Origin of the sequence: Flavobacterium cyanobacteriorum, from assembly GCF_002251835.1 — a bacterium.
Lineage (GTDB): Bacteria > Bacteroidota > Bacteroidia > Flavobacteriales > Flavobacteriaceae > Flavobacterium > Flavobacterium cyanobacteriorum.
In genome coordinates, this window is sequence record NZ_NOXV01000241.1 from 1 (window position 1) to 25,901 (window position 25,901).

Genomic DNA, 25,901 nt, shown 5'->3' on the forward strand with positions numbered 1-25,901 from the left:
ATCCTCCCCGCCGCCTGCTTTTGCGGCGGGGAGATATAGCAGACAGCGCGACCAAACCGCTACAAAAGTGCGCTTAGCGGGCTGCTCCGGGACATGGCAGATAATGAATTGTACAGATGGTTTATGAATTAAAGGCCGGAATGCTACCGATTATAACTGACTGAAAAAAGCTGTTTGATGGAACTTCAAGTACTATTCAAACGACTGCATCATCACCAGCTTTTTATAGGTTCCGTCATGGGCTATAAGCTCCTGGTGGGTTCCCTGTTCTACAATTTCGCCTTTGTGCATCACTACGATTTTGTCAGCTTTTTGTATGGTGGAGAGCCGGTGCGCAATCACTACCGATGTACGGTTCTGCATCATGTTTTCAAGTGCCTGCTGTACCAGCTTTTCGCTTTCGGTATCAAGCGCCGAGGTAGCTTCATCCAATATCATTATAGGCGGGTTCTTCAGTACAGCCCTGGCTATACTCAGGCGCTGCCTCTGTCCGCCCGATAGCCTGTTGCCGCCGTCGCCAATGTTGGTATGTATGCCTTCGGGCAGGTCTTTTACAAACTCATAAGCATTGGCAATTTTCAGTGCATCGAGAATTTCCTCGTCTGTTGCATCTTCCTTCCCGATAAGCATGTTGTTTCGGACACTATCATTAAACAATATACTGTCCTGCGTAACCAGGCCCATAATACCTCTCAATGACTTGAGTGTATAATCACGTATGTCAGTACCGTCAATTTTTATGCTTCCTTCCTGTACATCATAAAAGCGGGTTAAAAGGCTGGCAACAGTACTCTTTCCGCTTCCAGACTGGCCTACCAGGGCCACCGTATGCCCTTTAGGGACTGTAAGCGAAAAATTCTTCAATACGTTGTCTGCCTGGTACCTGAAGTTAATGTTTTCAAATGTAATGCCTTCTTCAAAAGAGGCCTTATCAGTAGCGCCCGGACGGTTAACAATGGTATTTTCAGTTTCAAGTACCTCAATAACCCTTTCGGCAGAAGCGTTACCGCGCTTAAGAGTGTAGCTTGCCTTGGAAATATCTTTAGCGGGGGTGAGGATATTATAGGCCAGCAGCATGTACCCCATAAAAAATGAGGCTTTCATGTCTCCGTCAATAAAAACCAGGTAGCCGCCATATACCAGTAAAATACCGATTACTATAATACCAAGCAATTCGCTGAGTGGGGAAGCAAGGTTTTGCCTGTTGCCCAGTTTATTGGCGTAGTAAAATAATTTATCATTGGTATCCTTATACTTCTGCTCAAATAGCTTTTCAGCCGTAAACGATTTGATAATCCTCAGCCCGGTAAGGCTTTCCTCAATTCCTGAAAGCAACCTTCCTCCTTCAACCATCACTCTTGATGAATTTTTCTTTAGTGATTTACCAACCTTGGAAATAATTAGTCCTGAAATAGGTATAAATATGAAAACAAAGAGCGAAAGCTTTAAGCTCATTGCAAACATGAACCCTAAGGTTATAAGTATATTGAGTGGTTCCCTAACTATCATTTCCAGTATTGAAAGGAATGAGTTGCTTACTTCGTTAACATCGCCTGTTATACGCGTTATTAATTCGCCTTTAGTAGTGCCTGAATGATAGGAAAGGGGCAGCCTTATTACTTTAGAATACATTTCCCTGCGCATATCTTTCAGTACGCCGTTTTTAAGATAAGTAATGAAATACATTGCAAAATAATTACACAGGTTTTTAACTAAAAAAAGCCCGATAATTATACCAATGATAAACATTAGTACGGTAAACTTGCCGTGCTGACCGATTTGTTCAGTAAGGATATAATTGAGATAGTTGTTAAAGAAGTCCTTTAATCCGGTTATGCCTGTAAATTCTGGTTTATTGGTAACCTTCTGCTGCTGCTCAAAAATAACAGTAAGTACAGGAATAACTGCTACAAACGAAAGCGTGTTGAACAGAGCGTATAAAATATTAAAAAAAATATTAAGGTATGCGTATTTCTTGTAGGGCGCCGCAAAGCGGAAAATTTTCTTTATGTTCTTCATTTAGATCAGGTTCATCTCTTCGATGATGTTTTTAATTTTTGTGTCAAGTATAGCTTCCACGTGCTTGGCATCGTGTACATGCTCCAGTGTTTCGTTGGCACTGAAATAGAACTTTATTTTTGGCTCAGTACCGCTCGGGCGCGCACATATTTTTGTACCGTCTTCAAGATAGTAAATCAGCACATTCGATTTTGGGATCTTTAAAGCCTCTTCTTCGCCTGTAAGCAAATTTTTTGCCGTTGATGACTGGTAGTCCTCAACCATTATAACACGCTGCCCGTTTATTTCTTTAAGGGGGTTCTGCCTCAGGTCGGTCATCATCTGTTTAATCTCATTGGCACCTTCAATTCCTTTTTTGGTAAGGGAAATAAGATATTCTTTATAAAAGCCAAACTCAACATAAAGTTTTAGCAGCTCCTGGTATAAGGAGCTGGCATTGGCTTTAGCCTGCGCAGCAATTTCACAAAGCAGCAGGGTAGAGGTTACGGCATCTTTATCACGAACGGCATCGCCCACCATAAAGCCGAAGCTTTCTTCGCCACCGCCTATAAATTCCTGCTCAGGAAAATCCCTGATAAATTTGGCAATCCATTTAAAGCCTGTCAGCCCTACTTTGCATTCCACTCCGTAAGCTTCGGCAAGTTCCAGCATCATGGGGGTAGAAACTATGGTTGAACCTATAAACTGCTTACCGGCTATCCTGCCCTGTTTTTTCCACTGTTCCAGCAGGAAATGGGTCATCAGTACCATTGTCTGGTTGCCGTTCAGCAGTGTCATTATACCGTTGCCGTTACGCACGGCTACGCCAAGCCGGTCACTGTCAGGGTCGGTGCCTATCACAATATCGGCATTTACCTGTTCAGCCAGTTCTATTGCCATGGCAAGCGCTTCAGGTTCTTCAGGGTTTGGTGATTTTACAGTTGGAAAATTTCCGTTAGGCACGGCCTGCTCGGCCACAATATATACGCTGGTGTAGCCGGCGTCTTCAAGAAGGTCAGGGATCAGTTTCACTGACGTGCCGTGAAGCGGCGTATAAACAATTTTGAGATTTTGCCTGGCCTCAGGCGCTGTATTAAAAGAGGCATTGGCTAATGAGGATTTCAGAAAAGCCTCATCAATTTCGTTGCCTATGTATTCAATTAGTTCAGGTTTGGCATTAAAGTTTACCTGGTCATACTCCAGTGACTCTATTACCTGTATTATTTCACCATCCTGCGGTGGCACCAGCTGGCCACCATCCTGCCAGTACACTTTGTAGCCATTATACTCCGGCGGGTTGTGTGATGCAGTAAGTACAATACCTGCATGGCAATTAAGGTACTTAACGGCAAAAGAGAGCTCAGGAGTAGGGCGCAGTTCAGAAAAAAGAAATACTTTAATACCGTTAGCAGAGAAAACATCGGCTACAACTTTAGCGAGGGTATCACTGTTGTTCCGGCAATCGTATGCTATGGCTACTTTAAGGCTTTCCCCCGCAAAAACTTTTTTTAGATAATCAGATAATCCCTGTGTGGCCTTGCCCAGGGTATATTTATTGACGCGGTTGGTACCCGGCCCCATAATGCCGCGCATGCCCCCTGTACCGAACTCCAGGTTTTTGTAAAAGCTTTCTTCCAGCTCTTTAGGCGATGAGGCCATCATTTCCCTGACAGCTTCCTGTGTTTTGCTGTCAAAAAAGGGGGTAAGCCATTCATTTACCTTTTCAAGGATCTCTTTCTCAATATTCATGCTTATTCATTTATAACATTTCACTAATCCTGTATCGTTCTTCATTATTTTTTGTACGCAGTATGATCTCGCCCAGGAAACCCGCCAGGAACAGTTGTGTGCCGATTATCATGGTGGCCAGCGCAATATAAAACCAGGGATTATTGGTAACCAGCATGGCAGGCTCATGGTGGTATAGCTTGTATAGCTTGGAAACACCTATATATATTGCCGATAAAAACCCAATAAGGAACATAAGTACGCCCAGCGCACCGAAAAGGTGCATAGGCCTTTTGCCAAAACGCGACAGGAACCAGATAGTGATAAGGTCCAGGAAGCCGTTAATGAAACGCTCCATGCCAAATTTAGTTGAACCGTACTTGCGTGCCTGGTGCATAACTACTTTTTCCCCTATCTTGCTAAAACCCGCATTTTTGGCCAGTACGGGTATGTAGCGGTGCATTTCGCCCGATACTTCTATGTTTTTTACAACTGTTTTACTATAGGCTTTAAGCCCGCAGTTAAAGTCGTTAAGCTGCACGCCCGATGTCCTCCTTGCGGCCCAGTTGAACAGTTTGGAAGGAAGGTTTTTTGCCACAACGGAATCATACCTTTTCTTCTTCCAGCCCGATACAAGGTCAAACCTGTCCCGGGTTATCATCTGGTACAGTTCCGGTATTTCCTCGGGACTGTCCTGCAGGTCAGCATCCATGGTTATTACCACATTACCCTGGGCTTTGGCAAAACCCGCATGAAGTGCCTGGCTCTTGCCGTAATTGCGTTGGAAACGGATGCCTTTTATGTTCGGGTTTTCAGCGGCAAGCTGCTGTATCAGGTTCCATGAGCCGTCAGTGCTGCCGTCATCAATAAAAATAACTTCATAGCTGAAGTTATTTTCGGCCATCACGCGGCTTATCCATTGGTTTAATTCTCTGAGTGATTCTTCTTCGTTAAGAAGGGGTATTACGATGGATATATTCATTGATTATTCAAACTCAGGCTTGTTTTTTTTCATGATAGCAGCCACAATAAGTCCAATAATAATGTATAATAATAGCCCCCACATGTATGATTGAAGTTGTGAAGCAAAACTGAAATTATCAGTTTCATCCAATTTTTCAACAGTTTTTTTAATGTCTTCAGTACTTGATCCTATTTCCTGCATCATGTTCACGGTCATCTCTTTTACATTTTCCAAAATAATATCTTTAGCTCCAGGATCTATAAAGTTAAATAATATAAACATGAAGGTAGAACTAATTGCAGCGCCAATTGCCATTGCTATAAAAAAAGTAGTAAAAGTTTCTTTAAATGAAATAAATCCACCTTGTGAAGCTTTTGCTTTCCCGACTGCCACTATTCCCAATATAAGGTTTATAAAGAACAATACTATTCCTACCCACCATTTTGTAAAAAGGCTAAGATCGGTAGCATACATAATTGCTGATATTATAATTGATATTACGCCTATAATAATACCAAAGGTAACCCCGTTCTTTTTAACTGCTTGTGTCATGATTATTGTTTTTTGTTGTTGGTTAAATTAATCTACAAATATACTAATTACGTTTATATGTGTAGCTAAAAATGCACTTGTGTTACAGGCAAAAAAATAAATGTAAATATTTGATTTTACAAAAATAGTTGTACTTTTGCACACTCGAATAAAAAAGTTTAAAAACAAAAAGCTGTAAGGCGCTTACACCTTTCACTACAGAAAGCCGCGAAGCGGAGTGCAGCCAATAATAAAAATTTACGTAAGATGAAAAAAGGTATTCACCCGGAAAATTACAGATTGGTAGCTTTTAAAGACATGTCTAACGATGATGTTTTCATTACCAAATCTACTGCTGAGACTAAAGAAACGATTGTACACGAAGGAGTTGAATATCCTGTTGTGAAAATGGAAATCTCCCGTACTTCACACCCGTTCTACACAGGTAAATCTAAACTTATCGACACTGCAGGACGTATCGACAAGTTCAAAAACAAATACGCTAAATTCAGCAAATAATATTTGTTGTTATTATAAATACAGAAGCCTTCCGGAAAACGGGAGGCTTTTTTTGTTTGGATAAAATGCAGTATTACCATGATGTAAGACTTTTATTTTTTTAATGGCAGTAATCGAAACTTTGTTTCTTTGTTCCTTTGCTGCTTAGCAACTTTGCTGTATTTTCGTGCCAACACAAACAGGCAAGCCATGAACTATATACTTTTTGACGGCCCGGTGCGCAATGCACTACTCCCGTTTACCTTTACACGCCCCGTTGCCGATATTCGCGTAGGCATACTTACAATCCGCGAAAAATGGGAGAAATACCTGGGCTATACCACCACTACACTTACTGAAGAGTACCTGATGGAAAAGTATCCTATGGTAGAAATGGAGGAGAATATCATGATAAATGCCTCTTTCCTGCCCACTGAGGCGCTGGCTGAAATGGTTATGGCACTGGAGCCAAACCAGGCCATTATGTGTGGTGATGATATTATTGCGTTTTATACAAAAGATACCCAGGAAGAAGTTGATTTTGATACGTATGATATTATTGAATACAGTGACGACTGCCTTCGCATTGAGCAGCCGTGGGACATCTTCCGCAAAAATGACCTTGCCATACGCGAAGATTTTGAACTGCTGACCGAAGGGCGGGTATCGCAGCCTATACCTGCCAGTGTAAATAGCATTTCTCCTGAAAATATTTTTATTGAAGAGGGAGCAAAGCTCGAGTATGTTACCCTTAATGCTTCTACAGGACCCATATATATTGGTAAAAATGCCGAAATAATGGAAGGTTCGGTTATTCGCGGGCCTTTTGCACTTTGTGAGGGAGGCCAGGTAAAGCTTGCCACAAAAGTGTACGGCGCTACAACTGTAGGCCCGCACAGCCGTATTGGCGGTGAGGTAAGCAACTCGGTATTATTTGGTTATTCCAATAAAGGGCATGATGGTTTCCTTGGAAACTCTGTCCTGGGTGAGTGGTGCAATCTTGGCGCTGATACCAACAACTCTAACCTGAAGAACAACTATGAGGAGGTGAAGTTGTGGAGCTATGAAAAAGAAAGCTTTGTAAAAACAGGCCTCCAGTTTTGTGGCCTTATGATGGGCGACCACAGTAAATGCGGTATCAACACCATGTTTAATACCGGAACCGTGGTAGGGGTTAGCGCCAATATTTTCGGTGCTGGTTTCCCGCGCAATTTTGTGCCAAGTTTTTCGTGGGGCGGTGCATCGGGCTTTACCACCTACATCACCAAAAAAGCATTTGAAACAGCTAAAATCGTAATGTCGCGCCGCAACGTGGAGTTTACCGAACAGGATGCCGCCATACTGGAGCATGTGTTTGAAGAAACAAAGAAGTGGAGGAAAGAGTAGAATATAGATTGTCGGACATTCAGATTATCAGACACCTGCATTGAAAAAAAGAAATAGGAATACAAAATATAGTTTAGGAAGCCTGTTGTTACTGCTGGCTTTCCTGTTTTATTATGCCTGTGTTGATAAGGGGGAACAGCCTGCCCCTGCGGTTGAAAAACCGGTTAAAGCAAAGAAGCCGAAAGCTAAACATGAGGTTCGCGCATTAAAAGTATTTACAGGTAAGGTTATAGGCATTAAAGACGGCGATACTTTTGAGGTGCTGTATGACGGGCAGCCCGAACGTGTGCGACTGGCAGAGATTGACTGTCCTGAAAAATCGCAGCCGTTCGGAAAAAATGCCAGGCAGTATGCTTCTGATTTATGTTTTGGCAAAACAGTAACCGTGACATCAGACGGGAAACGCGACCGTTACGGACGTGTAGTTGGTATTGTAACTACCGAAAATGGCACCAATGTTAATGAACAGCTTATAAAAGCCGGCCTTGCCTGGCACTATAAAGATTATTCAGACAGCCGGGAGCTTGCACTGCTTGAGCAGCATGCCCGTACTGAAAGGGTGGGGTTGTGGGCCGATAAAAACCCGGTGGCACCCTGGGAGTGGAGGAAAAACAAACGTAAAAAAAAGCAGTAAAAACCTTAATCAGCCTTTATAAACGTCCCTACAGCGTCAAATTTCAGGTCAATTTTATTGCTTAACTCCAGCTTGTACACGGAAGCTGAGCGTTCAATTTTTGTGATTTGAGCTGCAGGATATTTGATTTTGACATAATCAAGCGTTTGCTTTTGTAGAAAAGTTACCGGCAAGGCCTGGCCTTTTCCGTCAACTTTTATCCAGCGCCCTGATTCATTAAATTCAATTTCTGTATTGTCATTAAGAAATACATCATACAGGATAACCCTTTCGTTAACCTCTTTTATGGCATGGTGGAACCCGCTTTTAAAATGCTCTTTCAAAAAAGCTTGAGCTTCACGCGGTAATTGAGATTTTTGTATGGGTATTTCCTGTGCCGACAGGTTTATGTCGCAAAGCAATAAAAGGGACAGTAGTAATAGAGTTTTCATGGGATGTGGTTTTGTTTTAAAGTTACAAAACAAATACCATTACTACTCTACACTATGGCTATTATTTTGATTTCTTTACTTTTTTTAATACCAGCAGGTTTAAAGGATTAATGCCAAGCCCGCTCACATTACTTTGTGTAAAACGCGATGCCTTATCATAAAAAAGAGGGATAACAGGCGCTTCCTGTATCACCAGTGCATCCATTTTTTTATACAGCAGTTCTCGTTTGGCATTATCCGTTTCCAGGAAAGCCTGCTCATAGAGCCTGTCAAACTCAGCATTCTTAAAATGGGTGTAGTTGGGCCCATTGGGGCTGAAATTCTTGCTGTAAAAAAGCGAGAGGTAATTTTCGGCATCAGGGTAGTCGGCAATCCAGCTGGCTTTAAAAAAGGAAACTTTGCCTGTTGAAATACTTTGTGTAAGCGTGCTGGGCGGGTTTACATCCACTTCCACATTGAGTCCTATTTTCTGCCACTCCCGCTGCAGGTATTCGGCAATATCAAGGTAAGATGCACTGGTACTCATCTGTATCCTGGGGTTGCTGTCGCCGGATTGTTTTTTATATTCCGCTACCAGTGCTTTGGCTTTGCTTGGGTCATAGCTATAGCCTTTGCCACCAAAGCCGGGCAATCCTGCCGGTATCATTCCGTGCACTGCTCCTATGCCCATGTTGTTGCGCAGGAACAATATCATCTTATTTCGGTCAAACCCATAGTTCAGCGCCTGCCGTATGCGCTTGTCCTTCAAGGCTTTGTCGGGCCCATCAAGCCTGAAACCCATGTACTCGGTGTTGAGGTATGGCCCCGTTATCATCGTAACCGACTTGCGGTACTTCGGTGCCAGTTCGCCTTTAGGTGTCAGTATCTCATCTTTGTATGATGGGTCCAGCCCCGAAACAAAATCCAGCTTGCCCTGCACGAATTGCAGGAAGCCACTTTGCTTATCCGGCAAAAAGGTAATGGCTACCGCCTCCATATAAGGCAGCTGCACGCCATTTTCATCTTTTTCAAAATATAAAGGATTTTTGCGCAGAACCAGCTTTACGTTCTCTTCCCAAATTTTAAACCGGAATGGTCCTGTGCCTACAGGATTCGACCTGAAGTCATAACCCGGTTTTTCAAAGGCTTCATGCGGCACTACCGATGCGTATTTCATGGTGAGCAGCCCCAGGAAAGCAGGGAATGTCTTGCTTAACTTTATCTCAAATGTAGTGTCGTTAAGTGCTTTAAAAGCATCAACGTTTTGGAGTATCCACCGGCCGGGAGAAGCGATATCTTCATCAAGCAGGCGCTTAAAGCTGTATTCAAAATCAGCAGCTTTCACGGTACGTGTGCTGTCGGCACCAAATAGTGAGCTTTTATGGAAGCGCACATCATCTCGCAGGCTGAAAGTGTATGTTTTTCCGTCAGGGGATATGGCCCAGCTTTTAGCAATATCAGGTTGTATGTTCAGGCTGTCGTCCAGCTGCACCAGCCCGTTAAACAACTGGTTGGCCACCCAGATAGACGGGCGTATTTTGGCAAAAGCAGGGTCAAGCGAGTTTACGGCCGCATTTTCGTTATAGCGGAAAACAAGATGGTCGCGGTTGTCAGTTTTATTTTTACTGCAGGAAATAATAAATAAACACAGAAATGCTGCCAGAAGTTTAGAAAGTTTACAGTGCACGCTACTTAATTTTCTTAATTGGGTTTCGATAAGTATGGAAAACTTTAGCCACAATGATTTCATTAAGTTCAACTTTATAAATAACTACAAAAGGGAACTTTGGCACTTTTGCCTGTCTGAAATTACTGAAGGCTATTTTATAAATTTCAGGATTGGTTTCTATAGATAAAAAACATTTTTCGAGCACTGATAAAAAATATTCCCCTACGTGCGGTTGATTATATTCATAATACTCAAAAGCGTCAGAAATATTGATTTCAGCCTGTGCCGTAATTATGAGTCTATGCTTTTTTTTCATTCAAAAGCTTCTTTCGTTCTGCTATATTTTGTTTTACTTCCTCCCAGCTATAACCTCTTTCTTCGCCCGATGTATATTTTAAGGCACTTTCTTCTACCATTCTTTTCTGCTCTTCAGTAAGTGTAAAACCTGAAACTTCCTGGGCATGCATCATTTCTTTTAATTGAAGAATTACCGTTTCATCGTCCAGTTGGATTATCCATTCAATCAGTTCCAGTTTATCTTTTTGTAGCTGAGCAGGTTGCATAGCAGTAGTCTTTTTGTTAAGATACAAATATAATTAATTCCTCCTGTTATTTAATCGCAAAATGTGCTTAAATTTGCAGGCTTATTTAAGAAGCTTTACAGCCGATGATTATGGAAAACAGGAAAAAAGTCGCTTTTTATACCCTTGGATGCAAGCTGAATTTCAGTGAGACATCTACCATAGCCCGCAGTTTTCAGGACGAAGGTTTTGACCGTGTTGATTTTGAAGATGTGGCCGACATTTATGTTATAAATACATGCTCGGTTACTGAAAATGCTGATAAACAATTTAAGCAGGTGGTAAAGAAAGCGCTGAAGATGAACAATAATGCTTTTGTTGCCGCTGTAGGCTGCTATGCCCAGCTGAAGCCGGAAGAACTCGCCGCTGTTGATGGGGTTGACCTTGTGTTAGGCGCAACCGAGAAATTCAAGATTACCGATTATATAAACGACCTTTCCAAAAATGATATGGGCGAGGTGCATTCCTGCGAAATTTCGGAAGCTGACTTTTATGTAGGGAGCTACTCTATAGGCGACCGTACCCGTGCGTTCCTGAAAGTGCAGGATGGCTGCGATTATAAGTGCACGTACTGCACCATTCCGCTGGCTCGTGGTATTTCGCGCAGTGATACGCTGGAGAATGTCCTGAAGAATGCTAAAGAAATTTCTCAGCAAAATATTAAGGAAATTGTTCTTACCGGAGTGAATATAGGTGACTACGGCAAAGGTGAGTTCGGCAATAAAAAGCACGAACATACTTTTTATGAACTGGTGCAGGCACTGGATGAGGTAGAGGGGATTGAGCGCCTCCGTATATCATCTATCGAGCCAAACCTGCTGAAAAATGAAACTATTGAGTTTGTATCTAAAAGCCGTACGTTTGTGCCGCATTTCCACATACCGCTGCAATCGGGCAGCAATGATATCCTGAAGCTGATGCGCCGCCGCTACCTGCGTGAAGTATATACCGAACGTGTTGCCAAAATTCGTGAGGTGATGCCGCATGCGTGTATTGGGGTTGATGTTATTGTAGGCTTCCCGGGCGAGACGGATGAGCATTTCCTTGAAACATACAATTACCTGAACAGCCTGGACATTTCGTACCTGCACGTATTTACTTATAGTGAAAGGGATAATACTCCCGCAGCAAGTATGCCTGGCGAAGTGCCTGCCAATGTACGCGCCAAGCGAAGCAAAATGCTGAGGGGATTATCGGTTAAAAAACGCAGGGCATTTTATGAAAGCCAGATTGGTACTGTACGGACAGTGCTGTTTGAAGGGGAGAATAAAGAAGGGTACATCCATGGCTTTACCGAAAACTATGTAAAAGTAAAAACACCATGGAATCCGGAGCTGGTAAACACGTTGCATGAAGTAAAACTGACAAAAATTGATGAGGACGGCCTTGTAAGGATGGTATTTGTGAATGAGCCCGTAGCAGTTTCGGCTACAGCCATTTCATTTTAAATGTAGCATAGCTACATCAATGTTATTTCCTGCTTCTCCCTATAACTTTTCGTAAGGTTTAATTTGCTACACACTCAGCACCGCGAGCCTGCCATCAATCTTTAGTCCGCTAAAGCTAAACTCGCTCATTATCCATTCAAAGGCTTTTGCATGATACAGGAATACGTGTGTCGGGTCAGTTTTATAAAACCACGTGCCAAAGTCGCGGTCAGGGTCAAACCGCTCGGTAAATATATACAGTTTGCCTCCGGGCTTTAATAAATTCCTGAGCTGCTGAAACTCTTTATAAGGTTCAGTAAAATGTTCGGCGGTTTCGCTGCAGACTATATAATCATACTGCTGCTCCAGGAGCCCGGGATGGTTATGGAAAAACAGGTCATACTGTACAATATTATATCCGGCATCCGTCAGCAGCTTCATGATGGGGGAGCCTGTGCCCGAACCGAAGTCAAGGCCTTGGTCCCTTTTCCCGAAATCATTCAGTACCGCATTAACCACTGGCATTACAAAACTTTGGTACCGCACATCATCCGGGTTATTGTTATGGTTCAGGTAATGCAGCTTCTCTGCTTCTGCAGAAAGATAGTCCTTCGGGTGAAGGAATACAGATGAACAATTACCGCACTGCAGGAATTGCCGGGTTATATGCAGGTAGTAAAGCGTGCCTGGGCCATTGCACAGCGGGCAGGGTAGTGTCATAAGCGTATTCCCGGTGGCAACAGTTCTTTATATTTTGGGTTCTTCCTGAAAAAAGCTGTGACTTTAGGGTGGGTAGGCACTACTTTTTGTTTTTTTTGTTCGGCCGTATCAAGTATCCTGGTTAAAAATTCTGATACGGTTTCTTCACTTGTATTTTCAGGGACATTAATCCTTGTCAGGAACAGTTTACGTTCCTGTATTGAGTATTCAACTGAAAGCAGTTTGCCGTCAATACTGGTTTCAAACTGCCTTGAAAATTCGTTGTCTTTAATTTCCATAGCTGTCGTTATACTTCATTGGTACTTCTATTGTCAGGATTTTTGAGGGGGCTTTTACCTTTATTTCCACTGCCTCAAATTCTATAATGCCGTAAGCATCGCGCGTATTTATTGTTTCGCCTTCAATGTCAAGCTGCCCCTCAATGAGGAAAATGTAAAGGCCATTTTCAGGGATTTTCACGTTATAGGTTACTGCCTGCCCTTCGTCAAAAACGCCCAGGTGCAGGAATGCCTGCTGATGTATCCATAAGGCGTTTCCATCATTCTTATCGCGCGGGGTTACTACAGTCACAAAACTGTTCCGGCCGGCCTCCAGGTCAAAGCCTTTCTGCCCATACCGCGGCGCTACATTATCTTCTTCAGGAAAAATCCAGAGTTGCAGAGTTTTGGCATATTCGGTTCTGCTCGAATTCATTTCGCTATGATAAATACCGGTGCCCGCGCTCATCACCTGAACTTCTCCAAAACGCACGGTAGCCTCATTTCCCATACTGTCGCGGTGGGTAAGCCCTCCTTCCAGGGGGATGGTTATTATTTCCATGTTTTCGTGAGGGTGTGTGCCAAAACCCATTCCTGGCGCTATGGTATCATCATTAAGTACCCGGAGCATACCGAATTGTACCATTTCCGGGTTATAATAGTTGCCGAATGAAAAAGAAAAGTTGGCCCGTAGCCAACCATGGTCGGCTTTGCCTCTTTCACTTTCAGGGAAGATCCTTGCCTTCATAAATTCCTGATAAATTATAATTAAAGAAAAAGCCTTTTCAAATAAAAAAAATTAATTTTATACAAATTTCGTAATAAAATCCGATACTTGCCCTTAGAGCATCGTTAAAACCTTTCAGATGGAGAAAATCCCTGTATATTTTGTCCCCGGGCTTGCTTCAAGTCCTTTAATATTTGAATATATAAAACTTCCTGTAGAAAGGTTTGAAATACACATAATAGAGTGGATTATGCCGGGAAAAAATGAGCCGTTGCGAAGTTACTGCAAAAGGCTCCTGGGAACTGTGAAACATGAAAACCCTGTTCTTATCGGTGTTTCTATGGGAGGGCTGGTGGTACAGGAAATGAAAAAATTGATAGCTCCCCGCAAGGTCATCATTATATCCAGCGTGAAGAGCAATAAACAGTTTCCGCGAAGGATGTGGCTGGCCCGCCGCACCAGGATGTATACTATTTTCCCCACAAGGATAATGCAGCATGTAGATAAGGTGTCTGGCCTTTTCCCGGGTAATAATTTTATAAAGCGCCGCCTTAAACTATATGAAAAATTTTTAGGGGTGAGGGATAAGAAATACCTGGACTGGTCGTTTAAAACAGTAATAAACTGGGACAGGGCAAAACCCGATCCGGAGGTGATACATATTCACGGTACGGATGACTGTGTATTCCCGGTAAAATATATTGACACCCCCTATATCCCCGTGCCGGGGGGTACACATATCATGATAATAAACAGGTTTAGCTGGTTTAATGAACACCTGCCGAAGATCATTACAGGAGAAGAAAATCAGATAGATTAAAGAATAAATCCATATGAAAAATTTTAAAAAGACAGGAGTAATAGCATTGGTAGTTGTGATGAGCAGTATCTTTATATACGCTGTTTCAGATAAGCCTGCCAAAGGTGTGGCATTTAAAAGTGATAATTATTTTCCCGCGGAAATTGATTTTGCCGGTGAAAAAGCACCTTTGCATGTAGCCGATGTCCGGGAGCGGTTTGACCGTGAACTGCTGGTTAATGCTAACCTGCACGCCACAACACAGCTAATTATAAAGAGGGCCAACAGGGCTTTCCCTGTTATTGAGCCTATATTGAGGAAGTATGGCGTGCCTGATGATTTTAAATACCTTGCCGTAATTGAAAGCGGGCTGGTAAATGTTGTTTCCCCGGCAGGAGCCAGGGGTGTATGGCAGTTTATGCCTGAAACCGGCAAACAGTTCGGGCTGGAGATAAATGACCTGGTAGATGAGCGTTACCACCTTGAAAAATCAACAGAAGCAGCCTGTAAATACCTGGTAAACGCAAGGCAGAAATTTGGTTCATGGACACTGGCCGCAGCTTCTTATAACGGTGGCATTGCGGGTGTTGACAGGCAAATATCCTTTCAGGGGGTTACCAATTATTATGACCTGCTGCTCACAGAGGAAACGGCACGCTACGTATTCCGCATATTGGCGCTTAAAGAGATAATGCAAAAACCTGGAAGATACAATTTCCTGCTCCAGCCGGCCGACCTGTATCCTGTAATCCCGGCAAGGCAGGTACAGGTAAGTACTCCTATTACCGACCTTGCCGTATTTGCCAAAGAGCAGGGAATCAATTATAAAATACTGAAAATACATAACCCATGGCTGCGCGACAGGAAACTGGATGTAGCCCCGGGCAAAACGTACACGCTTGAAATACCGACGGAAGGATATTAGGAGTTAACTGAATCCTGACTATTTTGTTGCCAGCATTTCTTTTTTTAGTTCCTTATTAAGCAGTATGGTGCCTAATCCTTCAAGATAGGAGTTGAAGTTAAGGGCATAAGCTTCATCATACAATGCTTTTTTCAGGCATTTCTTCATGCCACAGCGCCTTATGTCAACCACACGCATATTCTCGTCTATAAAAAAAGTAGCAGGGATGCCCAGTTTGTGTTTTAAAGCTGATACTATTGGCGCGTCATTTTTGTACGATTCATTCGCATAGCATATGGTTATATGCCGGTTAAATTGTCTTTTTAATTTGCTAATATTATGTCTTTTATCCCAAAGAAGTACAATAAACTGTACCTCTTTTCCGTATTTTTGGGCCAGTTTATTCAATGCCGGTATTTCGCCTGTGCTGGTAATACACCACGAAGAGTAGGTAATAAGCATTATCGGTTTTTTGACTGAGCTTAACTTCAGCTTGGCACCATTGGCTTTTTTTAATATAAAATCATCAAAAGTAGTGCCTGCAAGGCGGTTTTTGACCAGTGAGTCGAACAGGAATTTTGCCCGTTCATCATCGCCGCGGCGGGTAGCACGGTCGCTTTCTTTTTTATATTTCCTGAAACCAATCTTTATAGCTTCGGAAAAAATAAGGGTGTCGCTCTGGCTGTAAAGGGAGAGTGTGGTAAGGGTGAGTAGTATAATTAGTAGAATTCTTTTCATGAATTACTAATTTTATACTCAAAGTTATTAATTTATTTGTTAATAACTTATATTTTATTTCATAAAAATATTTTTAATGTAGGATGATTTTCAGTCTGAATAAAAAAACCACCTCAGTGGGCGGTTTGGTTTAATATCTCCTCATTTGTACCTGTGGGCCTTTCTTCATCTGGGCCTTCATCATAGCTATCTGTTCTTTCAGCATGTTGTGCTTATCCAGCTTTTTGGCTTCGGCCAGCAGTTTTTCGGCTTCCATCTTCCGGTTCTTTGTCATGGCAATACCGGCCAGGTTCAGTTTCGCCATAGCCATATCAGCATCCATGCTAAGGCCAAGCTCCACCGCCTTTTTAAAATACTTTTCAGCAAGGCTAAGGTTGGTTTGCGATACCATAAGGCCATTCAGGTAATTGTAATATCCCTGCTGCTTGCGTACCAGCGCTGCTTCAGGGTTCTTTATTTTGTCAAGCCATTTTTTGGCGCCTTCAAAATCCTGTTTGCGCAGGCGCAGGAACGCCAGTATAATAAACTCATTTTTAAAATACAGCAAAACGAAAATAAGCGAGAACAGCAACAGGAATATGCCGTTGCCTATGTTGTTTTCTGTAAACTGCCATACGGCTGCGGCAACTACCAGTACAAAAAGCACCAGTTTTATATTTTTATTGAACATAATCAGTGTAATTTAGGACCGCAAAGGTAATAAAATCAATTAAAAATATTTTTGAAAAACCTCTTGTAAGGAAAAAAAAGCTTTGTATATTTGCACTCGGTTTTGGAATAACCACTCCGATAGCTTCCAACAAGATATTTCATTAAAGATTTTAAAGATACAAAGTAATGAGTAAGAGAACGTTTCAACCATCGAAAAGAAAAAGAAGAAATAAGCACGGCTTCATGGAAAGAATGGCTACAGCCAACGGTAGGAAAGTGCTTGCTCGCAGGAGGGCTAAAGGAAGGCATAAACTAACTGTGTCCAGCGAACCAAGGCATAAGAAATAATGTTTTGACTTACAATATATAAAAGGTGTTACTTGTTTGGGTAACGCCTTTTTTTGTATCTGGGCCTCACCCCAACCCTCTCCAAAGGAGAGGGAGCAGCTTCCAGGTATCTTATATCTCCCCTCTTCAAAGGAGAGGGTTGAGGTGAGGAAAAAGAAAAAAAATAAATACTAAATTTGCATGCCCCTACCAAGGGCTACTAACACAACAACTACAACAACACAATGCCGAAAGACACCTCTATTAAATGCGTACTTATTATAGGCTCAGGGCCTATTGTTATAGGCCAGGCCTGCGAATTTGACTATGCCGGATCACAGTCGGCACGCTCGCTCAGGGAAGAAGGGATTACAGTGATCCTTATTAATTCCAACCCTGCCACTATAATGACCGACCCCAGCATGGCTGACCATGTTTACCTGAAGCCGCTTACCACAAAGTCGATAATCGAAATACTGAAAGCACATCCTGAAATTGATGCCGTACTGCCTACCATGGGCGGGCAAACCGCACTGAATCTTTGCCTTGAAGCTGATGAGAAAGGGATTTGGTCCGATTTCAATGTGAGGCTGATAGGGGTTGATATTAATGCTATAAACATTACGGAAGACAGGGAACAGTTCAAACAGCTGTTGCAAAGGATAGATATACCTGCCGCACCGGCCAAAACAGCCAACTCTTTCCTGAAAGGTAAGGAGATCGCACAGGAATTTGGCTTTCCGCTGGTTATACGCCCGTCGTTCACGCTGGGTGGTACAGGGGCAGCTTTTGTGCATCGTAAAGAAGATTTCGACGAGTTGCTCACCCGCGGCCTTGAAGCTTCGCCAATACACGAAGTACTTATAGATAAAGCGCTTTTTGGATGGAAGGAATATGAGCTGGAGCTGCTTCGTGATAAGAATGATAATGTAGTGATCATCTGCTCTATTGAAAATATGGACCCTATGGGTATACACACGGGCGACAGTATTACAGTAGCGCCGGCAATGACCCTTAGTGACCGTACTTACCAGAGAATGCGCGACATGGCCATAAAAATGATGCGCAGCATAGGCAATTTTGCCGGTGGATGTAATGTGCAGTTTGCAGTAAGCCCGGACGAAAAAGAGGATATTGTAGCTATAGAAATCAATCCGAGGGTATCGCGCTCATCGGCACTGGCATCTAAAGCTACAGGTTACCCTATTGCCAAGATAGCTTCAAAATTGGCGCTGGGCTACAACCTTGATGAACTGCAGAACCAGATAACCAAATCTACATCAGCATTGTTTGAGCCTACGCTGGATTATGTTATTGTAAAGATACCACGCTGGAACTTTGACAAGTTTGAGGGTGCCGACCGTACGCTTGGCCTCCAGATGAAATCGGTAGGCGAAGTGATGGGCATAGGCCGATCATTCCAGGAAGCACTGCATAAGGCTACACAGTCGCTTGAAATTAAGCGTAATGGACTGGGTGCCGATGGCAAAGGTTATAAGAACTACGAACAGATAATAGACAAGCTGGCCAACCCAAGCTGGGACAGGGTATTTGTTATATATGATGCGATACAGATGGGTATACCGCTTAGCCGTATCCATGAAATTACTAAAATTGACATGTGGTTCCTGAAGCAGTATGAAGAGTTGTACGCGCTGGAAAAGGAGATTTCAACATATACCATTGATACACTTCCTAAAGAATTACTGCGTGAAGCAAAACAAAAAGGCTTTGCCGACAGGCAGATTGCGCACATGATGCAGTGCCTGGAGAGCCAGGTGTACAACAAACGCGAGGAAATGGGTATTAAGCGCGTGTACAAGCTGGTAGATACCTGCGCGGCCGAGTTTGAGGCAAAAACCCCTTACTACTATTCAACTTTTGAGGCTGAGATTGAAAAAGCTGACGGAACCCGCTATGTGCACAACGAAAGTATTGTTACTGACAAGAAGAAGGTGGTAGTGCTTGGCTCAGGCCCTAACAGGATAGGGCAGGGCATTGAGTTTGACTACTCGTGCGTACACGGCGTGCTGGCCGCTTCTGAATGTGGGTATGAAACCATTATGATAAATTGTAACCCGGAAACGGTTTCTACTGATTTTGATACGGCTGATAAGCTGTATTTTGAGCCGGTATTCTGGGAGCATATCTATGACATTATACGCCACGAAAAGCCGGAAGGGGTTATTGTGCAGCTGGGAGGGCAAACGGCGCTTAAACTGGCTGAAAAGCTCGACAGGTACGGAATAAAAATATTAGGGACAAGCTTTGATGCGCTTGACCTTGCCGAAGACAGGGGCCGTTTTAGCGAACTTCTGTCAGAACTGCACATACCGTTCCCTAAATTTGGCGTGGCCGAGAGTGCCGAGGAAGCGGTAAAACTGGCCGATGAGCTTGATTTCCCGCTGCTGGTACGTCCAAGTTACGTATTGGGTGGGCAAGGCATGAAAATCGTGATCAACAAGCAGGAGCTTGAGGAGCACGTAATCGACCTGCTGAAGAACATACCGGGCAACAAGCTGCTGCTTGACCATTACCTCGATGGCGCCATTGAAGCCGAAGCCGATGCGATTTGCGACGGTGAAAATGTGTATATTATAGGTATCATGGAACACATTGAGCCTTGTGGGGTACACTCGGGTGACAGCAACGCTACTTTGCCACCTTTCAACCTGGGTGAGTTTGTTATGCAGCAAATTAAGGACCACACCAAGAAGATTGCTCTTGCACTGAAAACGGTAGGGCTTATTAATATACAGTTTGCTATTAAAGATGATACGGTTTACGTTATTGAAGCCAACCCAAGGGCATCGAGGACCGTACCGTTCATCGCTAAAGCCTACGGTGAGCCTTATGTAAACTATGCTACAAAAATTATGCTCGGCGAAAAGAAGGTGACCGACTTTGAGTTTAATCCAAAGCTAAAAGGATATGCGATAAAACAGCCGGTGTTCTCATTCAACAAATTCCCGGGCGTAAACAAAAAGCTTGGCCCTGAAATGAAATCGACAGGGGAGAGTATCCTTTTTATAGACGACCTTAAGGACGACCAGTTCTACGAATTGTATTCAAGGCGGAAAATGTACCTGAGCCGGTAATTAGCTCTAATCAATCATAAAGTTTAGCCCGAAACCAGCAATGTTAGTTGCTGGTTTTCTTATAATAAAGCAAAATATTTTTACCTCCAGTCAGCTTTGGATTTACTTTTTCCAATATAAAATGTCAGGCCGGCAGAAGCGGTAAACATACCTGCTGAGAAGCCAGACCAGTCTCCTGAGAGGATTCTGCCGGGAGGGTAACTTCCGTCAAAATTAAAATGTTGTGAAAAATTTAAAATATAAGAGGCATCAATATGTATTGCGATAGCTTCTGAAATATATATTTGAGGCGTCAGCCCCGCAACAGCATGCCCTACATTGTCTATACCGGCACTCATCTTTGATGTAATAGCAGCATAACCAAGCCCCGCGTGTAAAAGAAGGTTCAGGCGGTCCATAGTGTTCCATGGTATATCAAGCGTCCTTCCCAGGTTATATACACCCTGTAGGGAAAAACGGTTATAATCAGTCCCTTCGTCGCCATTGCCGTCAAGCCTGAAGCGGTCATTGGCATAGTCAAATTTTACACCCCAGGTATCATCAATCATGTAGCGAAAGCCGATTCCGAAATGGTTAATGCCCGTAATGGTCTGATTGTTATGAGTTGAACCGTTAAAGCCATAATCTGCTTCAATTGATACCTGATCATAAGCCCTTGGTTGTGCATAAGCTGCTAAGTTAGCGGTGATTAAAGCTAATGCAAAAACTAGTTTCTTCATAGTATTCGGGGTAAAATTTCTGTCCAAAGATATTAGTATCATTATAGGATGAGAAATGATTATTGTTATTTAACAAAAAGAGTTGGCGAAGTTAAAGAAATAATTTAAATGTTAAATATTACGATAGGACATTACCTAAAAAAATAAGAAAAATTTAACAAGTATCTAACTTTGTAAGTGATAATAATAGCTTAATCCATAACTTCTTAGTTAATGATTTGTTAACGGTTATATACGTGCCTGCAGTAATACCGGTTTTATTTAAGTTAAGATTTTTTTGCTTAAATCTCAATTCAATACTTTTGCACAAATTGTAATTATGCTTGCGGTTAAGAATATTTCATTCGGATATACAGATAAAACCATTCTTCATGATATTTCATTTACAGTCAGGAGAGGCCAAAATATAGCAGTAATTGGCGAAAGCGGCTGTGGCAAAAGTACCCTCCTGAAACTCATCTATGGCCTTTATGACCTAAACAAAGGTGAAATAACCTATAACGGAACTCCGGTAACAGGGCTAAAGTTTAACCTGGTGCCGGGTATGCCTTATATGAAGTACCTTGCCCAGGATTTTGACCTGATGCCTTATATAAGCGCAGCAGAAAATGTAGGCAAGTTCCTGTCTAACTTTTATCCGGAAGAAAAAGAGCAGCGTATTAATGAGCTTTTACAGGTTGTTGAAATGACTGATTATGCCGATGTGCATGCTAAACACCTTAGTGGCGGGCAGCAGCAGCGTATTGCCATTGCCCGGGTACTGGCCCGTGAACCTGAGGTATTGCTGCTTGATGAGCCTTTCAGCCATATTGATAACTTCAGGAAGAACGCCCTGCGGCGTAACCTTTTTGCCTACCTGAAACAGAAAGGTATAACCGTAATAGTTGCCACACACGACAGTACGGATGCGCTTTCCTTTGCCGATGAAACTATGGTAATACAGGATGGGCGTATTTTAGATAAAGCGCCTTCCAAACAAATTTATTATAACCCCACCAATAAATACACTGCCTCCCTGTTTGGGGAGGTTAATGAAATAAAGCTGGAGCTGCTGACACTGACCAAAAACCCTGACGAAACCGTTCTGCTGTATCCGCACCAGCTGAAGATAACTGAAAACGGGCCGCTGAAAGTCATAGTAAGGCAATGCTACTTTAAAGGCAACAGGTACCTGGTTAAGGCAGCTTTAGGCAGGCAGGTTATATTTTTTGAGCATTATAAAGAGCTCCTTACCAATGCAGAAGTTACCCTTGCGGTAGACCGGAACGCTTTTGGGTAGTAACCTGTACCAGCAGCCATATTTAAGGCGCGCCCGCAAAAAGTAAATAAAAAGCCGCCAGTATAAAGGCGGCTTTTTAAATTAACCCGTGATTATTTTTTATTCTTTACATACTTCTCCAGCCACTGGTCCTGTTCCCACAGCAGGTGCAGGATGCTTTCAATAGCAGCATAGCCGTGGCTTTCCTTTGGCAGCAGTACCAGCCTTGCCGGTGCCCCAAAACCTTTAAGGGCATTAAAATAGCGCTCACTCTGCATCGGGAAAGTGCCGGAGTTGTTGTCGGCCTCCCCGTGTATCAACAGTAGCGGTGTTTTCATTTTATCAGCATGCATAAAGGGTGACATGGTATTGTACACTTCAGGCGCTTCCCAATAGTTGCGTTCCTCACTCTGGAAACCAAAAGGTGTCAGCGTCCGGTTATAAGCACCGCTGCGGGCTATACCTGCCGCGAACAGGTTGCTGTGAGTCAGCAGGTTGGCCGTCATAAATGCACCATAGGAGTGCCCGCCTACGGCCACACGGTTTCTGTCGATATATCCTAAAGCATCAACGGCATCAATAGCGGCTTTGGCATCTGCAACAAGCTGCCCGAGGAATGTATCATTAGGTTCTGCCTTGCCTTCGCCCACAATAGGGAACGAGGCATCATCAAGCACTGCATAGCCACGTGTTACCCAGTATACAGGCGAACCATAATTAGGGTAGGTAAAATCATTGGGATTTGAAGTATTTTGAGAGGCACTGTTTTTGTCCTTAAATTCGGCAGGGTAGGCCCAGATGATAAGGGGCAGCTTCTCTTTCTTTTTCATGTCATATCCTACAGGCAGGTAAAGCGTACCGCTCAGGTCGAGCCCGTCAGCGCGCTTGTATTTGATTACTTCCTTGTGTACGTTGGCAATTTTTTTAAACGGGTTCTCGAAGAAGGTTACCTGTTGTGGCTTACCTTTCTTTTTAATGTTGATCACATAGTAGTTTGGGTACTGGTTCTTAGACTCTATTTGTACTAAAACCTCACCCTTTTTAGCATCTATAATACTGTTCAGGCTTTCTTTCCTGTCGGTGTAAGCTGACTGGTAGAGCCTTGTTTTCTTTTTGGTATTCAGGTTAAATTTGTCAATAAATGGGAACTGCCCTTTCTCGGTATAGCCATCGCCAACCAGGTAGGTGTTGCCGTTCTCAAGGTTCAGCACATAGCGCCCCCATTCGTTCCTCCTGGTATCAAAATCTCCCGGGTCAGTATATACATCCTGGTAGTTCCTGTCAAAAATCACTTGGGGTTGCTGGCTGGCATCTGACGGGTTAAACAGGTAAGTTTTGGTATTTCGTGTATTCCACCAGCGGTCGTTTAAAAGGGCAGTATTATCATTACCCCACATAATACCTGCATAACGGTTTACCGTTTTTGCCAGGCTGCGGGGTGTGCCGGTAAAGGGAGCGGGAAGTTCAAATATCTCATCCCTGAAAGGAACTTCTACAGCAGGGTCGCCACCATCCAGCGCTTCCACCCAGTATAAAGTGGCAGGCTTATCAGCCCGCCAGCTCACCCCCCGTCGGCCTTTTTCCGTAGCCATAAAGCCTTTGGGCATATCTTCAATAAGCGGTTTTTCATTTATAGTAGTTACAGCCTTGCCGTCAGCAGTATAAATTATGCTCTTTGTAGGGAACCTATCAAGCGTCACAATGTAAGAGAACGGCTTGTGCAGTGTGGTAACCATAACATAATTGCCATCTGGCGAAAAGCCTGTGCCTCCGTACATCGCTGCACCGGCCCAGCGGCTGGCAGTACCGTCTAAAGCCACTTTATACAGTTCAGCAGTAACCAGTGTTTCAAAGTTGGCCTCATCGTTCTTGTTTTTCAGCAGGTCCTGGTAGGTGCGGTTTTGCGCTTTTGAACCGTCGCTTACTGTAACCGTAGGGCCTGCAGGTATGGCATCGGCCGTTTTTATGAGAGCAGGCCTGTTGGCAGGCAGCATTTTAACCAGCAGGGCATTACTGTCCCTGAACCAGCTTATGGGATTGCCAAGGTTAGCATTGGCGGTGGGCGCAGTCAGTTTTTTAGCCTGTAGTGTACTGATGTCCAGCAACCAGACTTCCACGCCTGTTTCCGTGGTGTGGGTAAAAGCCATTTTAGTTTCATCAGGTGACCAGCTGAAATTAGTAAGCTTTGGGTTTTGCGGAAGCCCCTTTACCTGTAAAGCTTCTTTGTCTTTTAATTTTTTGTACTTCAGGTTATTTACATAGGTAACCGTACTTGAAATGTTGGTTTTTGGGTTAATGCGCAATCCCGCCAGTTTCATTTCCTCTTCCGATAGTTCAGCAAGCGTTTTATAGCTGTTGCGGTACATCAGTACCATGTGCCGGTTTTTACTGTCCATAGATACAGACGGCGCACGCTGCACATCAACAAGCTCAAGTATTTCCTGTGGCGGTTTCTGGTAAGTAAGGTTTTCCTGTGCTGCAAGCGGGAGGCTCATCAGCAGGCAAATCAGCGAAGTGTAGATCAGTTTCATATAATTGGATGTTTATTGACAGCCCTAATATACATATTTGGATTGAAATTTTTTTATCACCGTAATTAATGAAAATAAAAAAGCCGGAACTTGTACGCCTACGTTTTAAGGAATGCTTATTTTTACACCCTGATTTTTATTAAACTATCAAATTCATGTATAATTCAAAGATTTCAGGCCTTGGGTATTATGTTCCGGAAAATGTGGTAACTAATGATGGCCTGTCTAAGTTAATGGATACCAATGATGAGTGGATACAGGAACGCACAGGGATTAAAGAAAGAAGGCATGTGGTAAAAGGCGATGGTGATACCACAACCACCATGGGTGTTAAGGCGGCTAAAATTGCTATAGAACGTGCAGGTATTGATAAAGACGATATTGATTTTATAATATTTGCCACCCTTAGCCCTGATTATTACTTTCCGGGGCCCGGGGTGCTGGTGCAGCGCGACCTGGAGCTGAAACGCACGGTAGGCGCCCTTGATGTGCGCAACCAGTGTTCCGGCTTCATCTATGCGCTTTCGGTGGCTGACCAGTTCATTAAAACAGGAATGTACAAAAATATCCTGATTATTGGGTCGGAGCTTCACTCAACAGGGCTGGATATGACTACCCGCGGAAGGGCTGTGTCAGTTATTTTTGGTGATGGTGCCGGGGCAGCCGTTTTAACGCGGGCAGAGGACAATTCCAAAGGTATACTTTCCACGCACCTGCACAGCGAAGGCCAACATGCCGAAGAACTTGCCCTGATAGCGCCCGGAATGGGAAGCCGCTGGGTGACCGATATCATAAAGGATAATAACCCTGATGATGAAAGCTACTATCCTTACATGAACGGCCAGTTCGTGTTTAAAAACGCCGTGCAGCGCTTTAGCGAAGTGATCATGGAAGGGCTAAAGACAAATAACCTCGGAGTGGAAGATATAGACATGCTGATACCGCACCAGGCCAACCTGAGGATATCGCAGTTCATACAGCAGAAGTTTAAGCTTACTGATGATAAAGTATATAATAACATTATGAGCTACGGCAATACCACTGCCGCATCAATCCCCATTGCTTTGACCGAAGCGTGGGAGAAAGGCAAAATTAAAGAAGGCGATACAGTGGTGCTGGCGGCTTTTGGCAGCGGCTTTACCTGGGGTAGCGCCATTATTAAGTGGTAATTTCAGGGTCAGGTAATTTCAATATTTTGATTTTTCGATATTTTATTACATCATAATTCCATAGAATAATAGGTTTTTAATTCGGAGCAGCCGGCTATGTGCACTTTTGCAATCGCACGTCCCGCTCTCAGCTATATCTCCCCGCCGCCATAAGCGCGGCGGCGGGGAGGATGCCGC

Annotated in this window: 25 protein-coding genes; 10 read left to right on the forward strand and 15 right to left on the reverse strand. The window is 43.3% G+C overall.

Annotated elements, in window-relative coordinates:
* Positions 1–192: 192 nt before the first annotated feature.
* The 4 genes from CHU92_RS06860 to CHU92_RS06875 are packed head-to-tail and all read right to left on the reverse strand — an operon-like array spanning position 193 to position 5,242.
* Entirely contained in the window at positions 193–2,019 is a 1,827-nt protein-coding gene (locus CHU92_RS06860; RefSeq protein WP_094413935.1) for an ABC transporter ATP-binding protein, read from the reverse strand.
* The gene (locus tag CHU92_RS06865; protein ID WP_094413937.1) at positions 2,020–3,747 is read right to left on the reverse strand and encodes a phospho-sugar mutase; all 1,728 of its coding nucleotides are present in this window, start codon (positions 3,745–3,747) and stop codon (positions 2,020–2,022) included. It lies immediately after the preceding gene.
* Between the two features lie 10 nt (positions 3,748–3,757).
* Entirely contained in the window at positions 3,758–4,708 is a 951-nt protein-coding gene (locus CHU92_RS06870) for a glycosyltransferase family 2 protein (RefSeq protein WP_094413939.1), read from the reverse strand.
* A 3-nt stretch (positions 4,709–4,711) separates the two neighbouring features.
* Positions 4,712–5,242, reverse strand: a complete 531-nt coding sequence (locus tag CHU92_RS06875; protein WP_094413941.1) for a DUF4199 domain-containing protein — start codon at positions 5,240–5,242, stop codon at positions 4,712–4,714.
* A 246-nt stretch (positions 5,243–5,488) separates the two neighbouring features.
* Here CHU92_RS06875 and CHU92_RS06880 point away from each other — a divergent pair, with 246 nt between their 5' ends.
* The 3 genes from CHU92_RS06880 to CHU92_RS06890 all read left to right on the forward strand — a co-directional run bounded on the left by CHU92_RS06880 (position 5,489) and on the right by CHU92_RS06890 (position 7,739).
* Positions 5,489–5,740 (forward strand): type B 50S ribosomal protein L31, encoded by a 252-nt coding sequence (locus tag CHU92_RS06880; protein WP_094413943.1) that lies wholly within the window; start codon positions 5,489–5,491, stop codon positions 5,738–5,740.
* Between the two features lie 189 nt (positions 5,741–5,929).
* The gene (locus CHU92_RS06885) at positions 5,930–7,105 is read left to right on the forward strand and encodes a GlmU family protein (RefSeq protein WP_094413979.1); all 1,176 of its coding nucleotides are present in this window, start codon (positions 5,930–5,932) and stop codon (positions 7,103–7,105) included.
* A gap of 40 nt (positions 7,106–7,145) precedes the next feature.
* A complete protein-coding gene (locus CHU92_RS06890) occupies positions 7,146–7,739 on the forward strand; it encodes a thermonuclease family protein (protein ID WP_165764602.1) in 594 nt (197 codons plus the stop codon).
* A gap of 5 nt (positions 7,740–7,744) precedes the next feature.
* Here CHU92_RS06890 and CHU92_RS06895 read toward each other — a convergent pair whose 3' ends face one another.
* From CHU92_RS06895 to CHU92_RS06910, 4 genes are all read right to left on the reverse strand, one after another.
* A complete protein-coding gene (locus CHU92_RS06895) occupies positions 7,745–8,170 on the reverse strand; it encodes a PepSY-like domain-containing protein (RefSeq protein WP_094413947.1) in 426 nt (141 codons plus the stop codon).
* A 61-nt stretch (positions 8,171–8,231) separates the two neighbouring features.
* A complete protein-coding gene (locus CHU92_RS06900; RefSeq protein WP_094413949.1) occupies positions 8,232–9,899 on the reverse strand; it encodes an ABC transporter substrate-binding protein in 1,668 nt (555 codons plus the stop codon).
* Positions 9,838–10,134, reverse strand: coding sequence for a type II toxin-antitoxin system RelE/ParE family toxin (locus CHU92_RS06905; protein ID WP_094413951.1), 297 nt, complete (start codon positions 10,132–10,134; stop codon positions 9,838–9,840). The genes CHU92_RS06900 and CHU92_RS06905 overlap by 62 nt, the downstream gene beginning before the upstream one ends.
* Positions 10,118–10,381: a hypothetical protein gene (locus tag CHU92_RS06910; RefSeq protein WP_094413953.1), complete on the reverse strand. Its 264-nt coding sequence runs from the start codon at positions 10,379–10,381 to the stop codon at positions 10,118–10,120. Before CHU92_RS06910 ends, CHU92_RS06905 begins: the two co-directional genes overlap by 17 nt.
* Before the next feature lie 110 nt (positions 10,382–10,491).
* Here CHU92_RS06910 and mtaB point away from each other — a divergent pair, with 110 nt between their 5' ends.
* Positions 10,492–11,847 (forward strand): tRNA (N(6)-L-threonylcarbamoyladenosine(37)-C(2))-methylthiotransferase MtaB, encoded by a 1,356-nt coding sequence (gene mtaB, locus CHU92_RS06915; RefSeq protein ID WP_094413981.1) that lies wholly within the window; start codon positions 10,492–10,494, stop codon positions 11,845–11,847.
* 66 nt (positions 11,848–11,913) lie between these two features.
* Here the strand turns inward: mtaB and CHU92_RS06920 are convergent, their stop codons facing one another.
* The 3 genes from CHU92_RS06920 to CHU92_RS06930 are packed head-to-tail and all read right to left on the reverse strand — an operon-like array spanning position 11,914 to position 13,551.
* Positions 11,914–12,546 carry a class I SAM-dependent methyltransferase gene (locus CHU92_RS06920; protein ID WP_094413955.1) on the reverse strand — a complete coding sequence of 211 codons (633 nt, stop codon included), beginning with the start codon at positions 12,544–12,546 and terminating at the stop codon, positions 11,914–11,916.
* Positions 12,543–12,824 carry a GNAT family N-acetyltransferase gene (locus CHU92_RS06925; protein ID WP_094413957.1) on the reverse strand — a complete coding sequence of 94 codons (282 nt, stop codon included), beginning with the start codon at positions 12,822–12,824 and terminating at the stop codon, positions 12,543–12,545. Before CHU92_RS06925 ends, CHU92_RS06920 begins: the two co-directional genes overlap by 4 nt.
* Complete coding sequence (locus tag CHU92_RS06930; protein ID WP_094413959.1) at positions 12,814–13,551, reverse strand: pirin family protein; 738 nt, start codon at positions 13,549–13,551, stop codon at positions 12,814–12,816. The genes CHU92_RS06925 and CHU92_RS06930 overlap by 11 nt, the downstream gene beginning before the upstream one ends.
* Before the next feature lie 118 nt (positions 13,552–13,669).
* Here CHU92_RS06930 and CHU92_RS06935 point away from each other — a divergent pair, with 118 nt between their 5' ends.
* Both CHU92_RS06935 and CHU92_RS06940 read left to right on the forward strand, forming a co-directional pair.
* Positions 13,670–14,350 carry an alpha/beta fold hydrolase gene (locus tag CHU92_RS06935; RefSeq protein WP_094413961.1) on the forward strand — a complete coding sequence of 227 codons (681 nt, stop codon included), beginning with the start codon at positions 13,670–13,672 and terminating at the stop codon, positions 14,348–14,350.
* A gap of 13 nt (positions 14,351–14,363) precedes the next feature.
* Entirely contained in the window at positions 14,364–15,254 is an 891-nt protein-coding gene (locus CHU92_RS06940) for a lytic transglycosylase domain-containing protein (protein ID WP_094413963.1), read from the forward strand.
* 18 nt (positions 15,255–15,272) lie between these two features.
* Here CHU92_RS06940 and CHU92_RS06945 read toward each other — a convergent pair whose 3' ends face one another.
* Positions 15,273–15,971 carry a TlpA family protein disulfide reductase gene (locus CHU92_RS06945; protein WP_094413965.1) on the reverse strand — a complete coding sequence of 233 codons (699 nt, stop codon included), beginning with the start codon at positions 15,969–15,971 and terminating at the stop codon, positions 15,273–15,275.
* A 130-nt stretch (positions 15,972–16,101) separates the two neighbouring features.
* A complete protein-coding gene (locus CHU92_RS06950) occupies positions 16,102–16,641 on the reverse strand; it encodes a hypothetical protein (RefSeq protein ID WP_094413967.1) in 540 nt (179 codons plus the stop codon).
* Between the two features lie 167 nt (positions 16,642–16,808).
* Here CHU92_RS06950 and rpmH point away from each other — a divergent pair, with 167 nt between their 5' ends.
* Together rpmH and carB are read left to right on the forward strand one after the other, a co-directional pair.
* Positions 16,809–16,970, forward strand: coding sequence for a 50S ribosomal protein L34 (rpmH, locus tag CHU92_RS06955; RefSeq protein WP_056072822.1), 162 nt, complete (start codon positions 16,809–16,811; stop codon positions 16,968–16,970).
* A 224-nt stretch (positions 16,971–17,194) separates the two neighbouring features.
* Entirely contained in the window at positions 17,195–20,047 is a 2,853-nt protein-coding gene (gene carB / locus CHU92_RS06960) for a carbamoyl-phosphate synthase large subunit (protein WP_094413969.1), read from the forward strand.
* Positions 20,048–20,127: 80 nt separating this feature from the next.
* Here the strand turns inward: carB and CHU92_RS06965 are convergent, their stop codons facing one another.
* A complete protein-coding gene (locus CHU92_RS06965) occupies positions 20,128–20,766 on the reverse strand; it encodes an outer membrane beta-barrel protein (protein WP_094413971.1) in 639 nt (212 codons plus the stop codon).
* Between the two features lie 319 nt (positions 20,767–21,085).
* On the opposite strand from CHU92_RS06965, the gene CHU92_RS06970 reads away from it, so the two are divergent.
* Positions 21,086–22,045, forward strand: a complete 960-nt coding sequence (locus tag CHU92_RS06970; protein WP_094413973.1) for an ABC transporter ATP-binding protein — start codon at positions 21,086–21,088, stop codon at positions 22,043–22,045.
* Between the two features lie 92 nt (positions 22,046–22,137).
* Here the strand turns inward: CHU92_RS06970 and CHU92_RS06975 are convergent, their stop codons facing one another.
* Complete coding sequence (locus tag CHU92_RS06975) at positions 22,138–24,555, reverse strand: alpha/beta hydrolase family protein (protein WP_094413975.1); 2,418 nt, start codon at positions 24,553–24,555, stop codon at positions 22,138–22,140.
* 155 nt (positions 24,556–24,710) lie between these two features.
* Between CHU92_RS06975 and CHU92_RS06980 the strand changes: the two genes are divergently transcribed.
* Positions 24,711–25,724: a 3-oxoacyl-ACP synthase III family protein gene (locus tag CHU92_RS06980; RefSeq protein ID WP_094413977.1), complete on the forward strand. Its 1,014-nt coding sequence runs from the start codon at positions 24,711–24,713 to the stop codon at positions 25,722–25,724.
* Positions 25,725–25,901: the final 177 nt, after the last annotated feature.